21 protein-coding genes are annotated in these 15,423 nt (G+C 66.0%); 19 read left to right on the forward strand and 2 right to left on the reverse strand.

Translation table 11 applies throughout. From position 1 onward, the window contains the following. Positions 1–134: 134 nt before the first annotated feature. The 16 genes from UAA55_RS11860 (at position 135) to UAA55_RS11935 (ending at position 12,544) form a co-directional block, all read left to right on the forward strand. Positions 135–755, forward strand: a complete 621-nt coding sequence (locus UAA55_RS11860; RefSeq protein ID WP_322952953.1) for a hypothetical protein — start codon at positions 135–137, stop codon at positions 753–755. 336 nt (positions 756–1,091) lie between these two features. Next, on the forward strand, positions 1,092–1,700 hold the full coding sequence (locus tag UAA55_RS11865) for a hypothetical protein (protein WP_322952954.1): 609 nt from the start codon (positions 1,092–1,094) through the stop codon (positions 1,698–1,700). Then, positions 1,697–3,682, forward strand: a complete 1,986-nt coding sequence (locus tag UAA55_RS11870; RefSeq protein WP_322952955.1) for a phage terminase large subunit family protein — start codon at positions 1,697–1,699, stop codon at positions 3,680–3,682. The genes UAA55_RS11865 and UAA55_RS11870 overlap by 4 nt, the downstream gene beginning before the upstream one ends. Beyond that, positions 3,679–3,906: a gpW family head-tail joining protein gene (gene gpW, locus UAA55_RS11875; protein ID WP_322952956.1), complete on the forward strand. Its 228-nt coding sequence runs from the start codon at positions 3,679–3,681 to the stop codon at positions 3,904–3,906. The genes UAA55_RS11870 and gpW overlap by 4 nt, the downstream gene beginning before the upstream one ends. After that, positions 3,903–5,501: a phage portal protein gene (locus UAA55_RS11880; RefSeq protein ID WP_322952957.1), complete on the forward strand. Its 1,599-nt coding sequence runs from the start codon at positions 3,903–3,905 to the stop codon at positions 5,499–5,501. Before gpW ends, UAA55_RS11880 begins: the two co-directional genes overlap by 4 nt. Beyond that, complete coding sequence (locus UAA55_RS11885) at positions 5,498–6,361, forward strand: S49 family peptidase (protein WP_322952959.1); 864 nt, start codon at positions 5,498–5,500, stop codon at positions 6,359–6,361. The genes UAA55_RS11880 and UAA55_RS11885 overlap by 4 nt, the downstream gene beginning before the upstream one ends. A gap of 44 nt (positions 6,362–6,405) precedes the next feature. Beyond that, the gene (locus tag UAA55_RS11890) at positions 6,406–7,017 is read left to right on the forward strand and encodes a hypothetical protein (RefSeq protein WP_322952960.1); all 612 of its coding nucleotides are present in this window, start codon (positions 6,406–6,408) and stop codon (positions 7,015–7,017) included. A 35-nt stretch (positions 7,018–7,052) separates the two neighbouring features. Further along, positions 7,053–7,712, forward strand: coding sequence for a head decoration protein (locus UAA55_RS11895; protein ID WP_322952962.1), 660 nt, complete (start codon positions 7,053–7,055; stop codon positions 7,710–7,712). A gap of 65 nt (positions 7,713–7,777) precedes the next feature. Beyond that, on the forward strand, positions 7,778–8,797 hold the full coding sequence (locus UAA55_RS11900; RefSeq protein WP_322952963.1) for a major capsid protein: 1,020 nt from the start codon (positions 7,778–7,780) through the stop codon (positions 8,795–8,797). Positions 8,798–8,868: 71 nt separating this feature from the next. Further along, positions 8,869–9,273 (forward strand): hypothetical protein, encoded by a 405-nt coding sequence (locus UAA55_RS11905; protein WP_322952964.1) that lies wholly within the window; start codon positions 8,869–8,871, stop codon positions 9,271–9,273. Beyond that, positions 9,270–9,575 (forward strand): head-tail joining protein, encoded by a 306-nt coding sequence (locus tag UAA55_RS11910; RefSeq protein WP_322952965.1) that lies wholly within the window; start codon positions 9,270–9,272, stop codon positions 9,573–9,575. The genes UAA55_RS11905 and UAA55_RS11910 overlap by 4 nt, the downstream gene beginning before the upstream one ends. Continuing rightward, positions 9,572–10,030 carry a hypothetical protein gene (locus tag UAA55_RS11915; protein ID WP_322952967.1) on the forward strand — a complete coding sequence of 153 codons (459 nt, stop codon included), beginning with the start codon at positions 9,572–9,574 and terminating at the stop codon, positions 10,028–10,030. Before UAA55_RS11910 ends, UAA55_RS11915 begins: the two co-directional genes overlap by 4 nt. Positions 10,031–10,063: 33 nt before the next feature. Next, positions 10,064–10,261, forward strand: coding sequence for a hypothetical protein (locus tag UAA55_RS11920; protein ID WP_322952968.1), 198 nt, complete (start codon positions 10,064–10,066; stop codon positions 10,259–10,261). Between the two features lie 3 nt (positions 10,262–10,264). Next, positions 10,265–11,416 (forward strand): phage tail tube protein, encoded by a 1,152-nt coding sequence (locus UAA55_RS11925; RefSeq protein WP_322952969.1) that lies wholly within the window; start codon positions 10,265–10,267, stop codon positions 11,414–11,416. Positions 11,417–11,516: 100 nt separating this feature from the next. Continuing rightward, entirely contained in the window at positions 11,517–12,278 is a 762-nt protein-coding gene (locus UAA55_RS11930) for a hypothetical protein (RefSeq protein WP_322952970.1), read from the forward strand. Positions 12,279–12,358: 80 nt separating this feature from the next. Then, positions 12,359–12,544 carry a hypothetical protein gene (locus tag UAA55_RS11935; RefSeq protein ID WP_322952972.1) on the forward strand — a complete coding sequence of 62 codons (186 nt, stop codon included), beginning with the start codon at positions 12,359–12,361 and terminating at the stop codon, positions 12,542–12,544. Positions 12,545–12,549: 5 nt separating this feature from the next. On the opposite strand, the gene UAA55_RS11940 is transcribed toward UAA55_RS11935, so the two are convergent. Next, positions 12,550–12,903: a helix-turn-helix domain-containing protein gene (locus UAA55_RS11940; protein ID WP_322952974.1), complete on the reverse strand. Its 354-nt coding sequence runs from the start codon at positions 12,901–12,903 to the stop codon at positions 12,550–12,552. 111 nt (positions 12,904–13,014) lie between these two features. On the opposite strand from UAA55_RS11940, the gene UAA55_RS11945 reads away from it, so the two are divergent. Beyond that, positions 13,015–13,464 carry a hypothetical protein gene (locus tag UAA55_RS11945; protein WP_322952975.1) on the forward strand — a complete coding sequence of 150 codons (450 nt, stop codon included), beginning with the start codon at positions 13,015–13,017 and terminating at the stop codon, positions 13,462–13,464. A gap of 14 nt (positions 13,465–13,478) precedes the next feature. Next, a complete protein-coding gene (locus UAA55_RS11950) occupies positions 13,479–14,111 on the forward strand; it encodes a BRO-N domain-containing protein (protein ID WP_322952977.1) in 633 nt (210 codons plus the stop codon). Between the two features lie 168 nt (positions 14,112–14,279). Here UAA55_RS11950 and UAA55_RS11955 read toward each other — a convergent pair whose 3' ends face one another. After that, on the reverse strand, positions 14,280–14,660 hold the full coding sequence (locus UAA55_RS11955; RefSeq protein ID WP_322952978.1) for a hypothetical protein: 381 nt from the start codon (positions 14,658–14,660) through the stop codon (positions 14,280–14,282). 98 nt (positions 14,661–14,758) lie between these two features. Here UAA55_RS11955 and UAA55_RS11960 point away from each other — a divergent pair, with 98 nt between their 5' ends. Further along, on the forward strand, positions 14,759–15,421 hold the full coding sequence (locus UAA55_RS11960; RefSeq protein ID WP_322952980.1) for a DUF6441 family protein: 663 nt from the start codon (positions 14,759–14,761) through the stop codon (positions 15,419–15,421). The last annotated feature ends 2 nt before the right edge of the window (positions 15,422–15,423 follow it).

Here is a 15,423-nt window from a genome sequence, read left to right on the forward strand (position 1 = left end):
ACTCCAAATCGCTGTCCTTGGCCGCTGTCGGCATGCATCCCCTTGGGCAGCCCATTGGCATCGAGGCGCTTCTGTGCTGGGCATACGCCGAAGAACGGGCGCACGCAGGCCGTGGCGGGTGGAGCGTGGACCACATGCTGGGTTACAAGACCACCAGCTATGAGGGCGCGGGCAGTGGCGGCGGCTGGCTGTGGGATGGTGAGGATGAGCCGGTAGACGCTGGGGCCGTGCATGCCGCCGTGGCGTCAGTGCTCACTCGTTCCGACCGCATCCTGGTCCAGGGGTACGCTGAGCTGGCGACCGTGCCGGACTGGCGGCCCAATCCCCTGTGCCGCCTGGTGCCCGCCACCCGCCGCACCGATGGGGGGCGCGACCGCCGGATCGTCATCCGGGACCGGCGGGGGCATGAGTACCTGAGCGCTCTGGACTACGCCACGTACCGCCCCTGGGACGTGTGGGTGTCCCGCACGGCGTACCTGTGCTGGTGGGATGCCGTGGGCCGTGTGGCCGATGCTCTGGTGGGCAAGCTCCAGACCCACACCCTGACGGGCGCCCGCTCGCCTCGCCAGCCCTGGCTGGCCAACCCCAAGGCGCACTGGCCCTGGGGTGACGACATGCCGGTGATCCAAGCGGCCGAAGCCCGGTGGATGCAGGCCTTCGAGGACGCCTTCCACGCCAAGGGCTACCGGGCCAAGGCCGGCGCCGATGCCCCAACCGTTGCGGCCCTGTTAAGTGGCGACGCTACATCTTGTTGACACGGCTTGACACTGCGCAGATTTCTTGACATGGTACTTACGCTACGCTGTAGCTGTGAACGCCCCGAGGCCCTTGGCCCGGGGCGTTTTCATTGGCGGTTGGGTCCAAAAGAAAGTGATGCACGGTTTACGAGTGCGCCCGGTGCCGAAAGGTTACCGGGCGCACTCGTTTCCGGCCTGTCGTGCGCAGCGGAGGCCTTCCAACGGGTCCCTCCTGGCCAAAACCCAATACGGTGCACAGAGCCCCGAGGGTTCGTAAGTCAGGCGCGTGAATTAATTGCCTAAAGTCGTCAACAGCTTAGCCTTGGAGATATCGACACGATGGAACGGACGGAGATGACGAAGGGCGAGTTCGCCGCCTTCGTCAACCGCACGCCTGCCGCCGTGTCGCAGTGGATCGCCCGTGGGAAGCTGACTGACGACGCCCTGATTGGCATCGGCCGTACCGCCCGGATCAACGTCCCCGTCGCCATGCGTCAGTTGGGGTCCAACCTGGACCTGGGGCAGCAGCTGCGGCAGGACGCCCCGATTGATGCGCCCCCCACCTCCCTTTTCGACATCCCGTCGAGCCCGCGCGAACCGGGGGTGTCCAAACCTCGGGGCGCGGGGAAGGATGATCCTGTCAAGGCGCGCTATGACGCCGCCTCGGCTGAGCACAAGGAACAGCAGGTCGCCCTTGGGCGCATCCAGTTGGCCAAGGAAGCCGGCCGGTGGGTTGACCGGGAAAAGACCGAGATGTCCTTCGGCCGTCAAATTGCGGGCCTCATGACCGAACTGGACAATCACCACCAGGCGATAGTGGACACCCTGGTTGAGGAACTGGGCATAGACCGCGCCAAGGTGCGCATCCTGGTGCAGAAGGCCTGGCGGAAAACCCGGAACACCCTCGCAGAAGCCCTGGAAAGGCAGGCAATGAAGATGCCTGAACTGGTGGAAGCGCCATGAGCATCATGCTCGCCAATCCGGAACGGCTTGTTCTGAGCGTGATGGCCGATGCCATTCGCCCTGCGCCGCCTGTCAACCTTGAACAGTGGGCGGTCGAGAACATCACCTTCGGCAAGGAAAGCCAGTTCCCCGGCCCGTACGATCCCGACCGCTTCCCGTTCTTCACCCGCTTGCTGGAAGTGCTGTCGTTCGAGCACCCGGCCCGCACGGTGGTCCTGAAGAAGAGCGCGCAGTTGGGCGGCACCATCATTGGCCAGGTCTTCGTCCTGGGGACCATGGCCCTGGACCCACGGTTCATGATGGTGACGCATCCGAATGACGGCAACGTCCGGAAATGGCGTCGCCTGAAGCTCAAGCCGATGCTGCGGCGTACCGACAAGCTTAAGAACCTGTTCCCCACGGACGCGAGCCGGGACGGTGGCGATAGCGCCGAAATCCTGGAGCGGCGCGATGGTGCGGGTGCCATCATCTTCTCTGGTGCCAACTCGTCCGCGCAGCTGTCCTCGCACTCGGTAAGCGCGCAGGTTCAGGATGATCTTTCCAAGTGGCAGCCCAACGACCAGGGGGACCCGGAAACCCAGGCGGACAGCCGATCCATCGCATTCGCGGATGCGAAGATCTTCAAGGTTTCCACGCCGACCCAAGCGCACAACTGCAAAATCAGCAAATCGTACAAGCACAGCACCAAGGAACAGTTTCACGTCCCCTGTCCCCAATGCCAATTCCGCCATCCGCTCGAATTCGAGAACATGCTCCCGTCCCTGGATAGGGACCACCCCGAGAATGCCCATTTCACCTGCCCCAGCTGCGGCTTTCCAATCTTGCAGCATCACAGGGCAGAGATGGTGCGGCAGGGCGTCTGGACGGCGGACAACCCGGGCAGTCCCAATGTCGGCCTCTATATCTGGTCCGCCTACAGCCCCCTGACCACATGGGCCCGCATCTCCGAGGCTTATTTCAACTCGCGCGGCAATCCAGATGCGGAACAGACGTTCCTGAACGACTGGATAGGCCAGGCATACGAAACCGCCGGTGACGCCCCGGAATGGGAAGTCCTGCGCGACCGTGCGGAGCGCCCGGAAAGCGGCCTGGTGCGCGGTCGTATCCCCGTTGGTGGCCTGATGCTGATCGCGGGGGCGGATTGCCAGGGTGACCGGGTGGAAGTGCATATCAAGGCGTTCGGCGGCAACCTGCAACGCTGGACGGTGGACTATCGCGTCATCCCGGGCCACATCAGCACGGCTGCCGCCCGCGAGGCGCTGGATGCCCTGTTGCAAGAGACGTGGCCGGACAGCTTCGGCAATCACCGCACGCTGGACATGCTGGCCATCGATGCGGGCGCCTATACGAACGACGTCAAGGATTGGGTCAAGAGCGCGCCGCGGGACCGCGTTATGGCGGTTAAGGGCGCCAAGTCGGACGATGCCCCCGACGTTGCCAAGGCCGCGCCTGAGGAAATCACCGTGGCCGGCCGCAAGGTCAAACGCGACCGGGGGCTGTGGCTGGTGGGTGGCGCCCGCATCAAGACCAGCCTTTACAAGCAGCTGCGCAAGGATGACCCCCAGGAACGGGGTTACTGCGGCTACCCGTCCGGCATGGGGGATGAGTTCTGGAAACAGCTTTGCAACGAACGGCGTGTGGAAGAGCGCGACAAGAAACGCGGCTTTTCCGTCTGGCGTTGGCACAAGGTTGAAAAGGCTGTCGGCAACGAAGTGCTGGACACCGAGGTCTATGCCGAGGCGGCGGCGGTACGCCTGAAGTGGAAGGCGCATACCGACGTGTACTGGCAAGTCCTTGCCGCCACCCTGGAAGTCGCACCGCCCACCGCTGGCCAGGGCGACCTGTTCGACCCCGAACGGCCCATGGTTACGGTTATGGCTGTCGCGGACGTTGCCGCGAACGCCGTTCGCACCCCGGCGTCCGCGCCAACTCCGGCGACGGCGACGGCCGCCGTCAAGACGAAGGTTTCCAGGCTGGCATGACCACCGACCCTGATACCCTGCGCCGGCAGTTGTGCGAGGCCGAAGCCGCTTTGCACAAGGCCACCATGGGCGCGTCCCTGGAAGAAGTGCGCGACGGCTCCGGCCGGGTTGCCCGCTACACCCCGGCCGACATTACCGCGCTGCGCATTCACATCGCTGAACTGAAGGCGAAACTCGGCATCGGCGGTCGCGCCGGTCCCATGCGGCCCATGTTCTCGCGATGAAGCCCATCATCATCAATCCGGACGGCACCCCGATGCAGCGGCTGCCGGCCCGTTCTGCTGCCCAGGCGGCGACGGCCTACCAGGCGGCCGACCGTTTCAGCCAGGAACTGGCGGGATGGGTGGCTTCCATGGGGTCGCCGGACGCCAATTACCTGCCGGAACGGGATGAAATCGTCTCCCGGGTGCGGGACATCGCCCGCAACAGCGGGTGGGCGTCCAGCGCCATCCGCCGGGAGATGGATAACGTCATCGGCGCGGGTTTCCGCCTGTCCTACAAGCCGCACTACCGCGCCCTGGGCGTGGATCCCAAATGGGCCTTCGATTTCGCCAATTATATCGAGGGGCGGTTTCATCTATACGCCAACGATCCCGGCTTCTACGCCGATGCATCCCGGCATACCGCCCTGGGGATGCTCTTTGGCCAGGCCTACCGCCAGTACTGCGTTGATGGGGATGCCTTCGCCGCTGTCAGGTGGCTGCCGGATCGGGGCGGCCTGTACGCGACCGCGTTGCAGGTGATCCACAGCGACCGGGTGTCCAGCCCGAACAACCTGATGGATCAGGACACCATTCGCGGCGGGGTGGAAATCGACCCGGATACCGGCGCCGCGCTGGCTTATCACATCCGCCGGCGTCACCCCTGGGATATCCCCGGTCCCGGCATGGCGGACGCCTACACCTGGGATCGCCACCCGAGGGAAACCCCCTGGGGCCGGCCTATGACCATCCATTTCTTCGACGTGGAAGAGCCGGGCCAGACGCGCGGCGTGTCGCGCCTGGCCCCGGTTCTGGAACGCCTGAAGATGGTGGACAAGTACGACAAGGTCGAGCTGCAGGCGGCCGTTCTGAACGCCATCATGGTGGCGGTGCTGGAAAGTCCCTTCGACCACGATCTGTTGCAGGAAGCGATGGACGATAGCTCAAAGCTCAGGGGCTATCAGGACGCGCGCAAGGAATTCCATGACCAGCGGCAAATCAAGCTGGGCGGCGTGCGCATCCCGACGCTGTTCCCGGGTGAGAAGCTGACGTTCTCCGCCGCCGCGCGCCCCAACCCCGCCTTCAACGCGTTTGAGACGGCGGCCCTGCGCAACATCGCGGCGGGCACGGGCCAGAGCTATGAACAGCTGGCGGGCGACTGGTCACAGGTGAACTACAGCAGTGCCCGTGCGGCCCTGCTGGAGGTGTGGAAGACGTTCAGCACCCGGCGTGCGGCGTTCGCCACCGGCTTCTGCACGCCCCTTTTCGGCGCATGGCTGGAAGAGGAATTCGCCAGGGGCGAATTCGACTTGCCCCGTGGCGCCCCCGGCTTCCACGAGGCGCGCGCCGCGTGGGTTTCCTGCCGCTGGATCGGCCCCGGCCGTGGGTGGGTCGATCCGGTGAAGGAACGGCAGGGCGCCATCCTGGGCATGGCTGCCGGCCTGTCCAGCCTGGAGCAAGAGGCGGCTGAACAGGGCCTGGATTGGCAGGAAGTCGCGCACCAGCGGGCGCGGGAACGCGCCTTCTATGAGGAATTGAACCTGCCCCAGCCCAGCTGGGCCGACGTGGCGACCATGACCAGCGGTGGGGCCGCCGCCCCCGCGAAGGTGGAGGAATGATGCAAACCTTGCCCGGTGCCGCGATCATCCAGGCGGCTATCGCCCCCGGCCATGAGGGGGAGCTTGTGTCCTTCCTGTCCGCCGCCATGCCGTCGAAGGTCCCCGAAGGCTGTGTCGCCCTGTGCGATGCCGCCCCTGGGGCTGGCCTCTATGACGTGATGGAGGGCGTGGCCGTCATCGGCGTGCTGGGGGTGCTGGTGCGCAGCCTGGGCTATATCGGGTCGTCATGGGCGACGGGCTATGATTGCCTGCGCGTCCAGATCCAGGCGGCCCTATCGGACCCAGCGGTCCAGGACGTGGCGCTATACGTCGATAGCCCAGGCGGCGAAGCCGCCGGATGTTTCGAGCTGGCGGCCTGGATGCGCGAGGCTCAGCAGGCCAGCACCAAGCGCGTGGTGGCCATCGTTGGCAATTACGCCTACTCCGCCGCCTACGCCTTGGCCAGCTCCACCAGTTCCTTGTCCGTCCCCCAGCTCGGGGGCGTCGGGTCCATCGGTGTGGTCATCGCCCATGTCAGCTATGCCGGCATGCTGGAAAAGATGGGCATCGCCGTGAATTTCGTGTTCTCAGGCAGCCATAAGGTGGACGGCAACCCCTACCAGGACTTGCCCCAGGCCGTCCGCGACCGTTGGACGGCCAATATCGATGCCACCCGCCGCCTGTTCTGCGACAGCGTCGCCGCCGGCCGTGCGGCGGCGGGGGCTACCCTGACATCGGATGACGCATGGGCGACCGAGGCCCTGTGTTTCAGCGGCCTCTTGGGCACGGCGGAGGCGGTGTCCAAGGGTTTGGCCGATGCCGTGATGTCGCCCGATGATGCCTTCAAGGCGCTGATCGCCTCCCGTTCCGGCCGCACCTAGCCCCCGGGGCGCGCGGCCCGCCCCTCAAACCGTGAGTGACCCCGATGAAGAACCCGTTCAAACACCTGGCGTCCAACAAGGGCGGCGGGCCGGAGAAGGCCGACCTGTCGACCGTCAGCGCCGCCCTGGCGGCGGGCGAAATCACGGCCGATGACGCCGTGACCATGAGCGCGGCGGTTGCGTCCGCCGGCATGTCCGCCACCGACCTGGCCAAGCGCCTGTCGGACGCCAAAGCCGCGAAGGCCAAGGCCGATAGCGAGGGGGGTGGCGAGGAAGACGATCCGAACCGCGAAGACGACGAGGAAGACGACCAGGAGGCCGTCGCCGCCGCCGTCAAGGCGGAGCGGGCGCGCTGCTGCGCCATCTTCGCCAGTGAGCATGCGGCGGATCGCATCGACATGGCCGCGAGCCTGGCCTTCACCACCGACCTGACGGCCGATCAGGCCGTCAACCTGCTGTCCGCCGCCGCCAAGGGGCGGCAGCAGGGCGGCGGAAGCGCCAAGGGCTTCGGTGAGCTGATGCGCCAATTCAGCCCCACCGTCGGCAGTGACGACGCCCCGGCCCCGGGAGCCCAGGGCGGTGACGAAGCCGCCAAGCTGGCCGCCGAGGTCCTGGCGGCGGCCGGCATCGCGCCGGTTCAGCCGCGCCGCCGCTGATCCCCGACCCATCCCGAGCCCAAGGAGACAAGGCCATGAGTTCCGCCCCGAGCTACAGCCGTACCAGTTGGAGCCCCGACCAGCTGTTGGCGGGTGATATCCAGCGCAAGACCAAAACCGTGACCCTGGTCGCCGGCACCGCCTATACGCGGGGCATGGTGCTTGGCGCCGTCATGTTCGGCACCGCCACCTCCGCCGCGAACGGCGGCATGGTGGGCAACGGTACCCTGACCCTGGACGCCACCACGCCCGTGCTGGCCAACGCGCAACAGGGCGCCTACGTCGCCCGCTGCATCGCCGCCGCCGCCAACGGTGGCACCTTCCGCGTCTTTGACCCCACCGGCGACGTGCTGGGGGATGTGGCGGTGGGTGCCACCTTCGCGGACCAGGTCAAGTTCGTGATCGCCGATGGCGCCACGGATTTCGCGGTGAATGACACTTTCACCATCACCGTTCCAACCGCGACTGAGAAGTACAAGCTGTCCGCCAAGGCGGCCACGGACGGGTCGCAGGTTCCCAACTGCGTCCTGGCGGAGGACGCGGACGCCACCGGCGGCGACACGCTGGCCCCCGTCTATCTGACGGGTGATTTCAACGCCGCCGCCGTGACCCTGGGCGCGGGCCATACCGTGGCCAGCGTGTCGGCGGGGCTGCGCACCCAGGGCATCTTCCTGACCGGCACCATCCCGGCCTGATCGCCGCAACCGGGCCATCCTCAACCGCGCCACCCGCCTGGGTAGGCAACAGCAAGGTAGACATCATGGACATTTACGCTACCCAGGTGCTGATCCGTGTGGTTCAGAGCCTGATCACCCCGTCCAACTTCCTGTTGGACATGTTCTTCCCCTCTGAGGCGACGTCGCCCACCGAGTTCATCAGCTTTGACGTCGTCAAGAGCAAGCGTCGCATCGCCCCGTTCTGCAGCCCCTTGGTCCAGGGCAAGGTGGTGGACAACAACGGTTTCTACACCGACACGTTCAAGCCGGCGTACATCAAGGACAAGCGTCGCTTCGACCCCAGTGCCAACCTGAAGCGGACGCGCGGGGAGCGCATCGGCGGCGACCTGAAGCCGGCGGATCGCTCCAAGGCCAACCTGGCCCTGGCGATGCAGGACCAGTTGGACATGCTGACGCGTGGCCTGGAAGTGATGGCGGCCGACGCCCTGCTGGACGGCAAGGTTCTGGTCCAGGGTGAGGGCTTTCCCACCACCCTGGTGGACTTCCAGCGCGACCCCTCCCTGTCAATCGCCTTGACCGGCGCCAACCGCTGGGGCCAGGCGGGGGTGTATCCCACCGAGGATCTGGAGGAATGGATACTGCTGCCCTTGAAGCTGTCCGGTGCCGTGGTCACGAAGCTGGTCTTCACCCCCGGCCCCTGGAAGTTGTTCAAGGCGGACCAGAACATCAAGGATGCCATCTTCTTCCCCCGCGCGGGCCAGACTTCCATCGAGGTCGGGCCTCAGCCGAAGACCGGCGGCCAGTACATGGGCAACTGGGGGAACATCGAGCTGTACCTGTACAACGATTGGTACATCGATCCCGTCGACGGCATCGAAAAGCCCATCCTGCCCGATGGCACCGTCATCTTCGGCAGTGACCAGCTGGAAGGTGTTCAGCAGTTCGGTGCCATCCAGGATGAGGAACTGGGCTACCCGGAGCTGAAATTCGCGCCCAAGAGCTGGCTGGAAAAGGACCCGGCGGTTCGCTGGCTGCTGACGCAGTCCGCGCCGCTGACGGTGCCCTACCGCGTCAACGCCGTGGGCTGCGCCACCGTTTTCTGACCGAACCGTCTTGTCTCAACCGGAAGGGCGCCCCGCTTGGTGGTGCCCTTCGGCTTTAAGGAGTGCCCTTCATGGCCAAAACCCCCGACGCCGCCCCCGACGTGGCGCCCCCCGAAACGGTCGCTGCGCCTGCCGTCGCCGCTGCCTCCGATGAAGTGACCGTCAAGGCCATCGCCACGCTGCGCCTGGGCACGCCGGCCAACCGAATTACGGTGCCGGCCGGCTCCAGTGCGTCCCTGCCGCGTGCCGAGGCGGCGGACCTGGTCAGGCGCGGCCTGGCGGCCTACCCCACCGCTTTCACGTCCGGCCCTGCCGACGTGGCGACACGGCGTGAGATGGTCAAGGCGGCGCTGACGCGCATGTCCGGCGACCCCGTCGCCGCGCTGTCGGCCTTCCTGGGCTGGCAGGTTGAGCTGTCTGACCTGCCGGAAGATGTGGCGGCCTTCCTTTCCGCCCGCGCGGGTGCCTCGGAATGATCGACTGGGACGCGGCGCTGTTGGCACCGGTGGCGGAAACCTTCGGCGTCGACAACGCCTTCGTCATCGGCGCGAACGGCGTTCGCGTCCCATGCCGCCCCATTCCGCATACCCCCGACCGGGAACTGACCATCGGCAGTGCCCGCGTCATCGCGGGGGGCAAGACCTATGAAATCCGCGTGGCGGAGGTGCCCGTTATCGCCGAAGGGGACCAGTTGGAGGTCTCCGGCGTCGCCTACCGCGTCACCAAGGCGTCGCGACCCGATGATGATCCGCTGATGTGGGTGGTGGCCGTGAAATGACCGACCCGACCGTCTTGGAGCGCATCACGCAGGCCTTGTGCGCCGGCCTCGCCACCGTTCCGGTGGGCGATGGCACGGCTGCCGTCTTCCGTGGGCGCCGCAACGGCATCGATGCGGCGCGGTTTCCCGCCTATCGCGTCAACCGGGGCGATTTCGAGAGTGAGCAGGCCTCATCCGCCCACGTCGTGAACCGCCAGGTCTTCCACGTCGAAGGGCTGGTCGTCGGTGATGACGACGAAACGGCGGATAGGGCCGCCATCGCCCTTGCCGAGGGTGTCCGCGGCCTGATCGAGACGGATTGGACCCTTGGTGGCCTGGCGGTGAACAGCACCGTCCGCGCCGGGGGTCCCGACGACGCGGGTACCGAGGATGTCCCCTATATCGTCGGCGTCCTGGTGGAAATCGACGTCGAATTCTGGACCAAGCCGGGCGACCCCACGGCCCTGGCCCCCTGACCCATGCCTGACCTGACCCGAGAGGAACAACCGATGGACACCACGCCAGCGGCGGCGCCCCCGCGCCTGGATGCCGCGACCTACTACCACAACCCGGACGGGAGCGTGACCGACGCCAATGGCGTCGTCGTCATCCCCGCTCCGCCGCCCGACGACGCGCCGCAGCTGCCGCTGTCAGCCCAACCCGCAACCCCGGCCGTGGATGTCCAGGCCGATCACCTGGAGGAATAGGCCATGCCGTTGCGTACTCGCAATTTCCTGCTCTGTGGCGTGGTGGAAACCACGTCCGGAATGTGGGCCAGCCCGACCGGGGCCAATGCCCTGCTGGGCGAAAGCCTGACCGGCCCCACCCCCAACGTTCAGCTGATCGAGACGAACGAAGGCACGGGCAGCCTGGACCCCCAGGCGCCCATCGTCCCGGGCATGTATGCGGAATGGTCCGTTGACGTTTACCTGAAGGGCAGCGGCGCCGCCGGCACCCCGCCGGACTGCGGCCCCTTCCTGAAGGCGGCCGGCTATACCGAGGTCATCACCGCCGCCCCCATCGCCGCCGCCGCCGCATCCGCCGGCACGGCCAAGACCCTGACCCTGGGTACCGGCTTCGCCGCCACGGCACAGCTGTATCGCGGCATGCCGCTGACGTTGGCCACCAACCCGGCCGCCGGCGCAACCACCTTCATCTGGGATTACACCGTCGGCAAGGTCGCCAGCCTGACGGACACGTTCAACCCCGTCCTGGACAACACCACCACGGCGGCCTTGCCGGCCAATGTCGCCTACTACCCAGGGTCGGGCGCCATCCCGACCATGTCGCACGGCATCTATCGCGACGGCATTTATTACCAGATGGTGGGGGTTGCCGCCGCCGTCAGCATGGAATGGAACGCGGGCAAGCCGGCCAAGCTCAAGTTCAAGTTCACCGGTTTCTGCATCGCCAAGACGGACGCGGCGGTGCCGGCCAACCCCACGCTGAACACCACCCGGCCGCCGGTGTGGCGTGCCGGCGCCCACACGTTGAACAGCGTGGCGGCGGCGGTGACCCAGCTGACGCTGGACCTGGGCAACAACGTCGTCGTTCCCCCCAACCCCAACGGGCTGGAGGGCTTCGACCCCGCCATCATCACCGGCCGAAAGCAGCGTGGCCAGATCGACCCCCAGGAAGTGCTGACGGCGACGCGGAACCTGTACCAGGCCTTCCGCAACCAGACGCTATGGCCGTTGCACGCCCGCATGGGCGCGACGCCGGGCAACCGTGTGGCCCTGACGGTCCCCCAGGCGCAGTTCCTGAACGAGACGCCCACGGACCAGTCCGGCGTGGTCGCCGTGACCGTACCGTTCGCCCCCAACGGCTTGGACAGCGCGTCCCACATCCTCTGCTTCTACTGAACCCCGAGACGCCCGCGCGGGCGGGGGTGGCGCTGTCGGGAGCGGCGCCACCCCACTTCCTCCCGACGCTCCCGAACTCCCGACCCAAAGAGGACCCCACATGCTCCCCGTGGCATCGCGTACCCCCTACACCTTCGATCCCATGGCCGAAAAGGTCATCAACCTGGACAAGGCCCTGACCCGGGCGCAGACGGAAGGCAAGATGCCGGAAACCCGGCTGGAAGAGATGCGCAAGGCGTTGGATGACGCCCGCGCCGCCATGGCCGACACGCCCCTGATGCTGGATGACGGCACGCCCAACCCCGCCCGGCCCACCTACCGCCTGCGCGTGCCCAACCTGCCCCAGCGGGCGGCGTGGGCGCGCGACCTGCGATCCGCCGGCCTGGTCTACCCGATGGATGCGGACCTGTTCGCGGCTGTCCTGGCGGACCTGCGGGCGCTGGAACCGGACAGCCTGGATGAGCTGGTGGAGCTGGTCGACCGCGTGAAGGCGGGTGGGAAATTCGACCTGCCCGACGATGATGAGGACGCGCCGGAGTGGCGCCGCGTCCTGTCCATCGTCAACCGCATGGGCGGGGAATACGCCGCCGCCATGGGCGCCCGATCCCACTACCTGACGGTGGCGCCCTATTACACCGTCCAGGCCATGCTGGTGGGCTGGTCCCGGCCGGAGCTGTTCGCCCGGCGCAATGACCAGTGCACCCCGGCGACGATGGAGGTGTTGACCGATGATGAGGTGGCCATCATCGGCTGGAAGGCCCTGTCGCTGATCAACCTGGGGCCGGACGCGGAAAAAAACTCCGCATCGCCGTCTACGTCCGCCTCCGACCCGGCGGCTTCGCAGACGGCCTCGAAGAAGTAGCGGGCGACGATGGCTGGGATGTCCTGGGGGATGTCTACGCGCGCAATCCCAAGCGGCTGCTTACCCCGGACGATTACGCCATGCTGAGCCTGTGGCAGGCGGCCCGCCCCCAGCCGGGGCGTATCACCGGCATGGCGGCCGGCCTCATCCCCGTCATTGGGCATCTGCCGGAGCGCGGGGGTGCGGCCGAACAGGCGGCCGTCATGCTGGACGCGTTCGACGTGATGGATGCGGCGGCGGCGGAAATACTGGGGGGTGGCGAGTGATCGCTTCACTTCTTGCGCGACGGGTACGGCGGGTTGGTGACGATCACCAGCCCGTCGTCTCGTGCTGTTATCCTCTGGAACTCCGGAGCGGCGTTTCCGGAGCCGGCGAACATGTCCAGGGTCAGGTTTTTCCGCAACCGCACCCCAGGTCCTTCGCCGTTTTCTTGAATGAAGAGGACGCCGGCAGCTTCCAGGGCCTTTTGTACCGCAGCAAGGTTTTTTCCGGACGCGGAGGGTATTCCCTCAGCCGTTTCCATCCTTCGTATCGTGGAAAGTCCCACGCCGCTGCGCGCCGCAAGGTCTTCGGCAGACCAGCGGATGAGGGCGCGAGCGGCGCGTATCTGGTCAGATGTGATCACTTTCCACCCATTATTGAACTGAAAGCGCTTGACGGCACTGGTCCGTTTCCGCTTATCTGTGAGCGGAAAAGTGCCACATCTGGCACTAAAACGCAATCGAGAGGCTGCAAAATGGCCGCATTCCCTGCAATTTCAATGAACCGGCGTTCTGCCATATCGGTGGCGGCCGTTGGACTTATTGCGGCTTCGTCCGTTGCCGTTCCGGTCGTAGCTGCGGAACCGGCCGATGCGCAAGTGTGGTCCCTGCTATCCCGCTGGCAGGCCCTGCAAGTCCGGACAGAGCGTGCGCCCGCCGAAACCGAGGAAGACAACCGTCAATTCACCGCCTGGATGGAAGAGGCGGATGAAATCTTGTTTGCCATCTTCCGTCTGCCGGCCACCACGGCGGCGGCGTGGGCCGTCAAAGCGTACCTCATGGTCCACACCCAACTGGGCCAATCCATGCACGATCCGCTGAAGCCATGCATGGCCGGGCTCTCCGATGACATCAATGACAAGCTGCTGGCGCTGGTTCAGGCGGACGTCGAACGCTTGTTCGGTGGCGTCCCGCGCGCGGCTTAACCATGGAAACGATAATGAGCACTGTAATCCCCTTCACCTTCGAGGGTGCCAACGTTCGTGTACTGGACCGAAATGGGGCACCGTGGTGGTATCTCAATGAGGTCTGCGGCGTGCTCGAAATCGGGAACCCTCGGGATGCGGCGGGTCGCTTGGATGCAGATGAAAAGGGTGTCGGTAATGCCGACACCCTTGGTGGTGTCCAGGCCGCGACTATCATTAATGAAAGCGGCCTCTACAGCCTCATCCTCACCAGCCGCAAGCCGGCGGCGAAGCGCTTCAAGAAATGGGTGACGGCCGAAGTCCTTCCCGCCCTGCGCCGCACCGGCCGGTATGAGATGGAGGCGCCCCGCGAGCCGCCGCGCGTCATCCTGACCGATGCCGACTACCGCAAGCTGCTGGCGGTACGCGAGGTGCGCTGCACCTTCGGCCCTCAGGCGGCGCAACAGTTTTGGCGGGACTTGGGTTTGCCGGAGGTGCGCCTACCCGTCTCCCTGCCACCCCAGCCCGGCCCCGCCGCCCTCGGACGCGCGCATCACTATAGACACCTGGCAGCCCAGGGGCTGTCGCCTGACGCCATTGCGTCGGCCACGGGCGTGACCGCACGGTCCGGTTCAGTACGACCTGCGCATGTTGGAACGTTTGATTGAGCCGGCGAAACGGGCGCTGGAAGACGGTAAGATCGCCCCCTTCCAGGCCCGCCACATGTGTGCCGGCACGGATGAACAGCAAGGCGCTATCCTTACTCTTCTGCTGTCGGGCTTTGCTCTGACGGGAGAAGAGATTGCGGCTCGGCTTCGTTCAGCATGAGCGAGTGCTCATTGGTCCGGCTGCCATGTGTCTATCCGGCATGCGGCGGGGTTCTTCTCGCCTTGCATGATCGCGATATGGCAGTTGAGGGCCTGCGTTTGGTAGGCTGCATCGGTAATCGGTCGGGTCGGCGCTGGACATCCCAAAGAAAGCGCTGCCGTAAGATTAATTTGCGCAACCGTTATATGGTTCTGGGCGAGCGTGTAGGCCGTCGTGGCGCGCGCGGTACTGTTATCTCCGGCAGCAGATGCTGCAACATAAGCGGCAAGTCTCATTTTTCCGTCAATAACGCTCATGAATTTCTGACAAACCTCGGTAGGTGGGGCAGCCACTGCTTGCGTAGAAAAAATGGTGAAAGCTGTGGCTGCAAAGAAAGCCTGTTTGATCATAATTCCCCTCCAATTGATGAAATTCGCAAGTTAACAATCTTCGCGCGTAGCACGTCAACCAAGGTCGCCCTCCGGCGGCCTTTTTTGTTGGAAGATCCATGGTCCGCATAATGGCCCGCGCCGACCATCCCTTCTCCGCGCCGATGGAGGACGCCAAGCGCCAGCTGCGGCGCGCCGTGCGTGCCGGCGTGGCGGCCGCGACGGACGGCATGAAACAGGAAGTGCGCCGTCAGGTCCGCGCGGCGGGGCTGTCCGACCGGGTCGCGAACGCCGTTCGCAGCAAGGTCTATCCCTCCGGCCCCAGCGCGCGCGCGGCGGGCTATGTCTATATCGCGGCGAAGAAGGGGACCCAGGACGGCGGCGTTCTGGGGCTGATCAAGGCCCTGAATGAGGGCCTGACCATCCGGTCGCCCAACGGCTTCTTCCTGGCCATCCCCACGGACGCGGTTCCCCGCAAGCGCATGCGGCCCAAGGATGTCGAGGCCTTCTACGGGCGGCGCTTGCGCTTCGTGCCCGGTGTCAGCGCCCTGGGAAGGTCCGGGCGCGTCGGCCTGCTGGTGATGGACAACCTGACGGCCGGGAAACGGCGCCTGAACAATGCCGGCGCACGGCGCCTGAAGAGCGGGCGGGGCCTTACCTCCGCCGTGATGTTCATCCTGGTCCCTGCCGTGCACATGCCGCGCAAGCTGGCCCTGGACAGCGCGCACCAGGCGTGGGGCGCCCAACTGCCTGCGTTGATCGCCAACGCGATGGGGGGCTGATC

This window comes from Nitrospirillum guanabarense, assembly GCF_034653355.1.
In the GTDB taxonomy this organism is placed as follows: domain Bacteria; phylum Pseudomonadota; class Alphaproteobacteria; order Azospirillales; family Azospirillaceae; genus Nitrospirillum.

Excerpts from the sequence above, each read along its gene's own strand:
- UAA55_RS11865 (WP_322952954.1), top strand. The coding sequence starts at position 1,092 with ATGACGAAGGGCGAGTTCGCCGCCTTCGTCAACCGCACGCCTGCCGCC.
- UAA55_RS11890 (WP_322952960.1), top strand. The coding sequence starts at position 6,406 with ATGAAGAACCCGTTCAAACACCTGGCGTCCAACAAGGGCGGCGGGCCG.
- UAA55_RS11925 (WP_322952969.1), top strand. The coding sequence starts at position 10,265 with ATGCCGTTGCGTACTCGCAATTTCCTGCTCTGTGGCGTGGTGGAAACC.
- UAA55_RS11870 (WP_322952955.1), top strand. The coding sequence starts at position 1,697 with ATGAGCATCATGCTCGCCAATCCGGAACGGCTTGTTCTGAGCGTGATG.
- UAA55_RS11960 (WP_322952980.1), top strand. The coding sequence starts at position 14,759 with ATGGTCCGCATAATGGCCCGCGCCGACCATCCCTTCTCCGCGCCGATG.
- UAA55_RS11920 (WP_322952968.1), top strand. The coding sequence starts at position 10,064 with ATGGACACCACGCCAGCGGCGGCGCCCCCGCGCCTGGATGCCGCGACC.
- UAA55_RS11945 (WP_322952975.1), top strand. The coding sequence starts at position 13,015 with ATGGCCGCATTCCCTGCAATTTCAATGAACCGGCGTTCTGCCATATCG.
- UAA55_RS11860 (WP_322952953.1), top strand. The coding sequence starts at position 135 with ATGCTGGGTTACAAGACCACCAGCTATGAGGGCGCGGGCAGTGGCGGC.
- UAA55_RS11880 (WP_322952957.1), top strand. The coding sequence starts at position 3,903 with ATGAAGCCCATCATCATCAATCCGGACGGCACCCCGATGCAGCGGCTG.
- UAA55_RS11895 (WP_322952962.1), top strand. The coding sequence starts at position 7,053 with ATGAGTTCCGCCCCGAGCTACAGCCGTACCAGTTGGAGCCCCGACCAG.
- UAA55_RS11955 (WP_322952978.1), bottom strand. The coding sequence starts at position 14,660 with ATGATCAAACAGGCTTTCTTTGCAGCCACAGCTTTCACCATTTTTTCT.
- UAA55_RS11910 (WP_322952965.1), top strand. The coding sequence starts at position 9,270 with ATGATCGACTGGGACGCGGCGCTGTTGGCACCGGTGGCGGAAACCTTC.
- UAA55_RS11930 (WP_322952970.1), top strand. The coding sequence starts at position 11,517 with ATGCTCCCCGTGGCATCGCGTACCCCCTACACCTTCGATCCCATGGCC.
- UAA55_RS11885 (WP_322952959.1), top strand. The coding sequence starts at position 5,498 with ATGATGCAAACCTTGCCCGGTGCCGCGATCATCCAGGCGGCTATCGCC.
- gpW (WP_322952956.1), top strand. The coding sequence starts at position 3,679 with ATGACCACCGACCCTGATACCCTGCGCCGGCAGTTGTGCGAGGCCGAA.
- UAA55_RS11905 (WP_322952964.1), top strand. The coding sequence starts at position 8,869 with ATGGCCAAAACCCCCGACGCCGCCCCCGACGTGGCGCCCCCCGAAACG.
- UAA55_RS11950 (WP_322952977.1), top strand. The coding sequence starts at position 13,479 with ATGAGCACTGTAATCCCCTTCACCTTCGAGGGTGCCAACGTTCGTGTA.
- UAA55_RS11900 (WP_322952963.1), top strand. The coding sequence starts at position 7,778 with ATGGACATTTACGCTACCCAGGTGCTGATCCGTGTGGTTCAGAGCCTG.
- UAA55_RS11915 (WP_322952967.1), top strand. The coding sequence starts at position 9,572 with ATGACCGACCCGACCGTCTTGGAGCGCATCACGCAGGCCTTGTGCGCC.
- UAA55_RS11935 (WP_322952972.1), top strand. The coding sequence starts at position 12,359 with ATGCTGAGCCTGTGGCAGGCGGCCCGCCCCCAGCCGGGGCGTATCACC.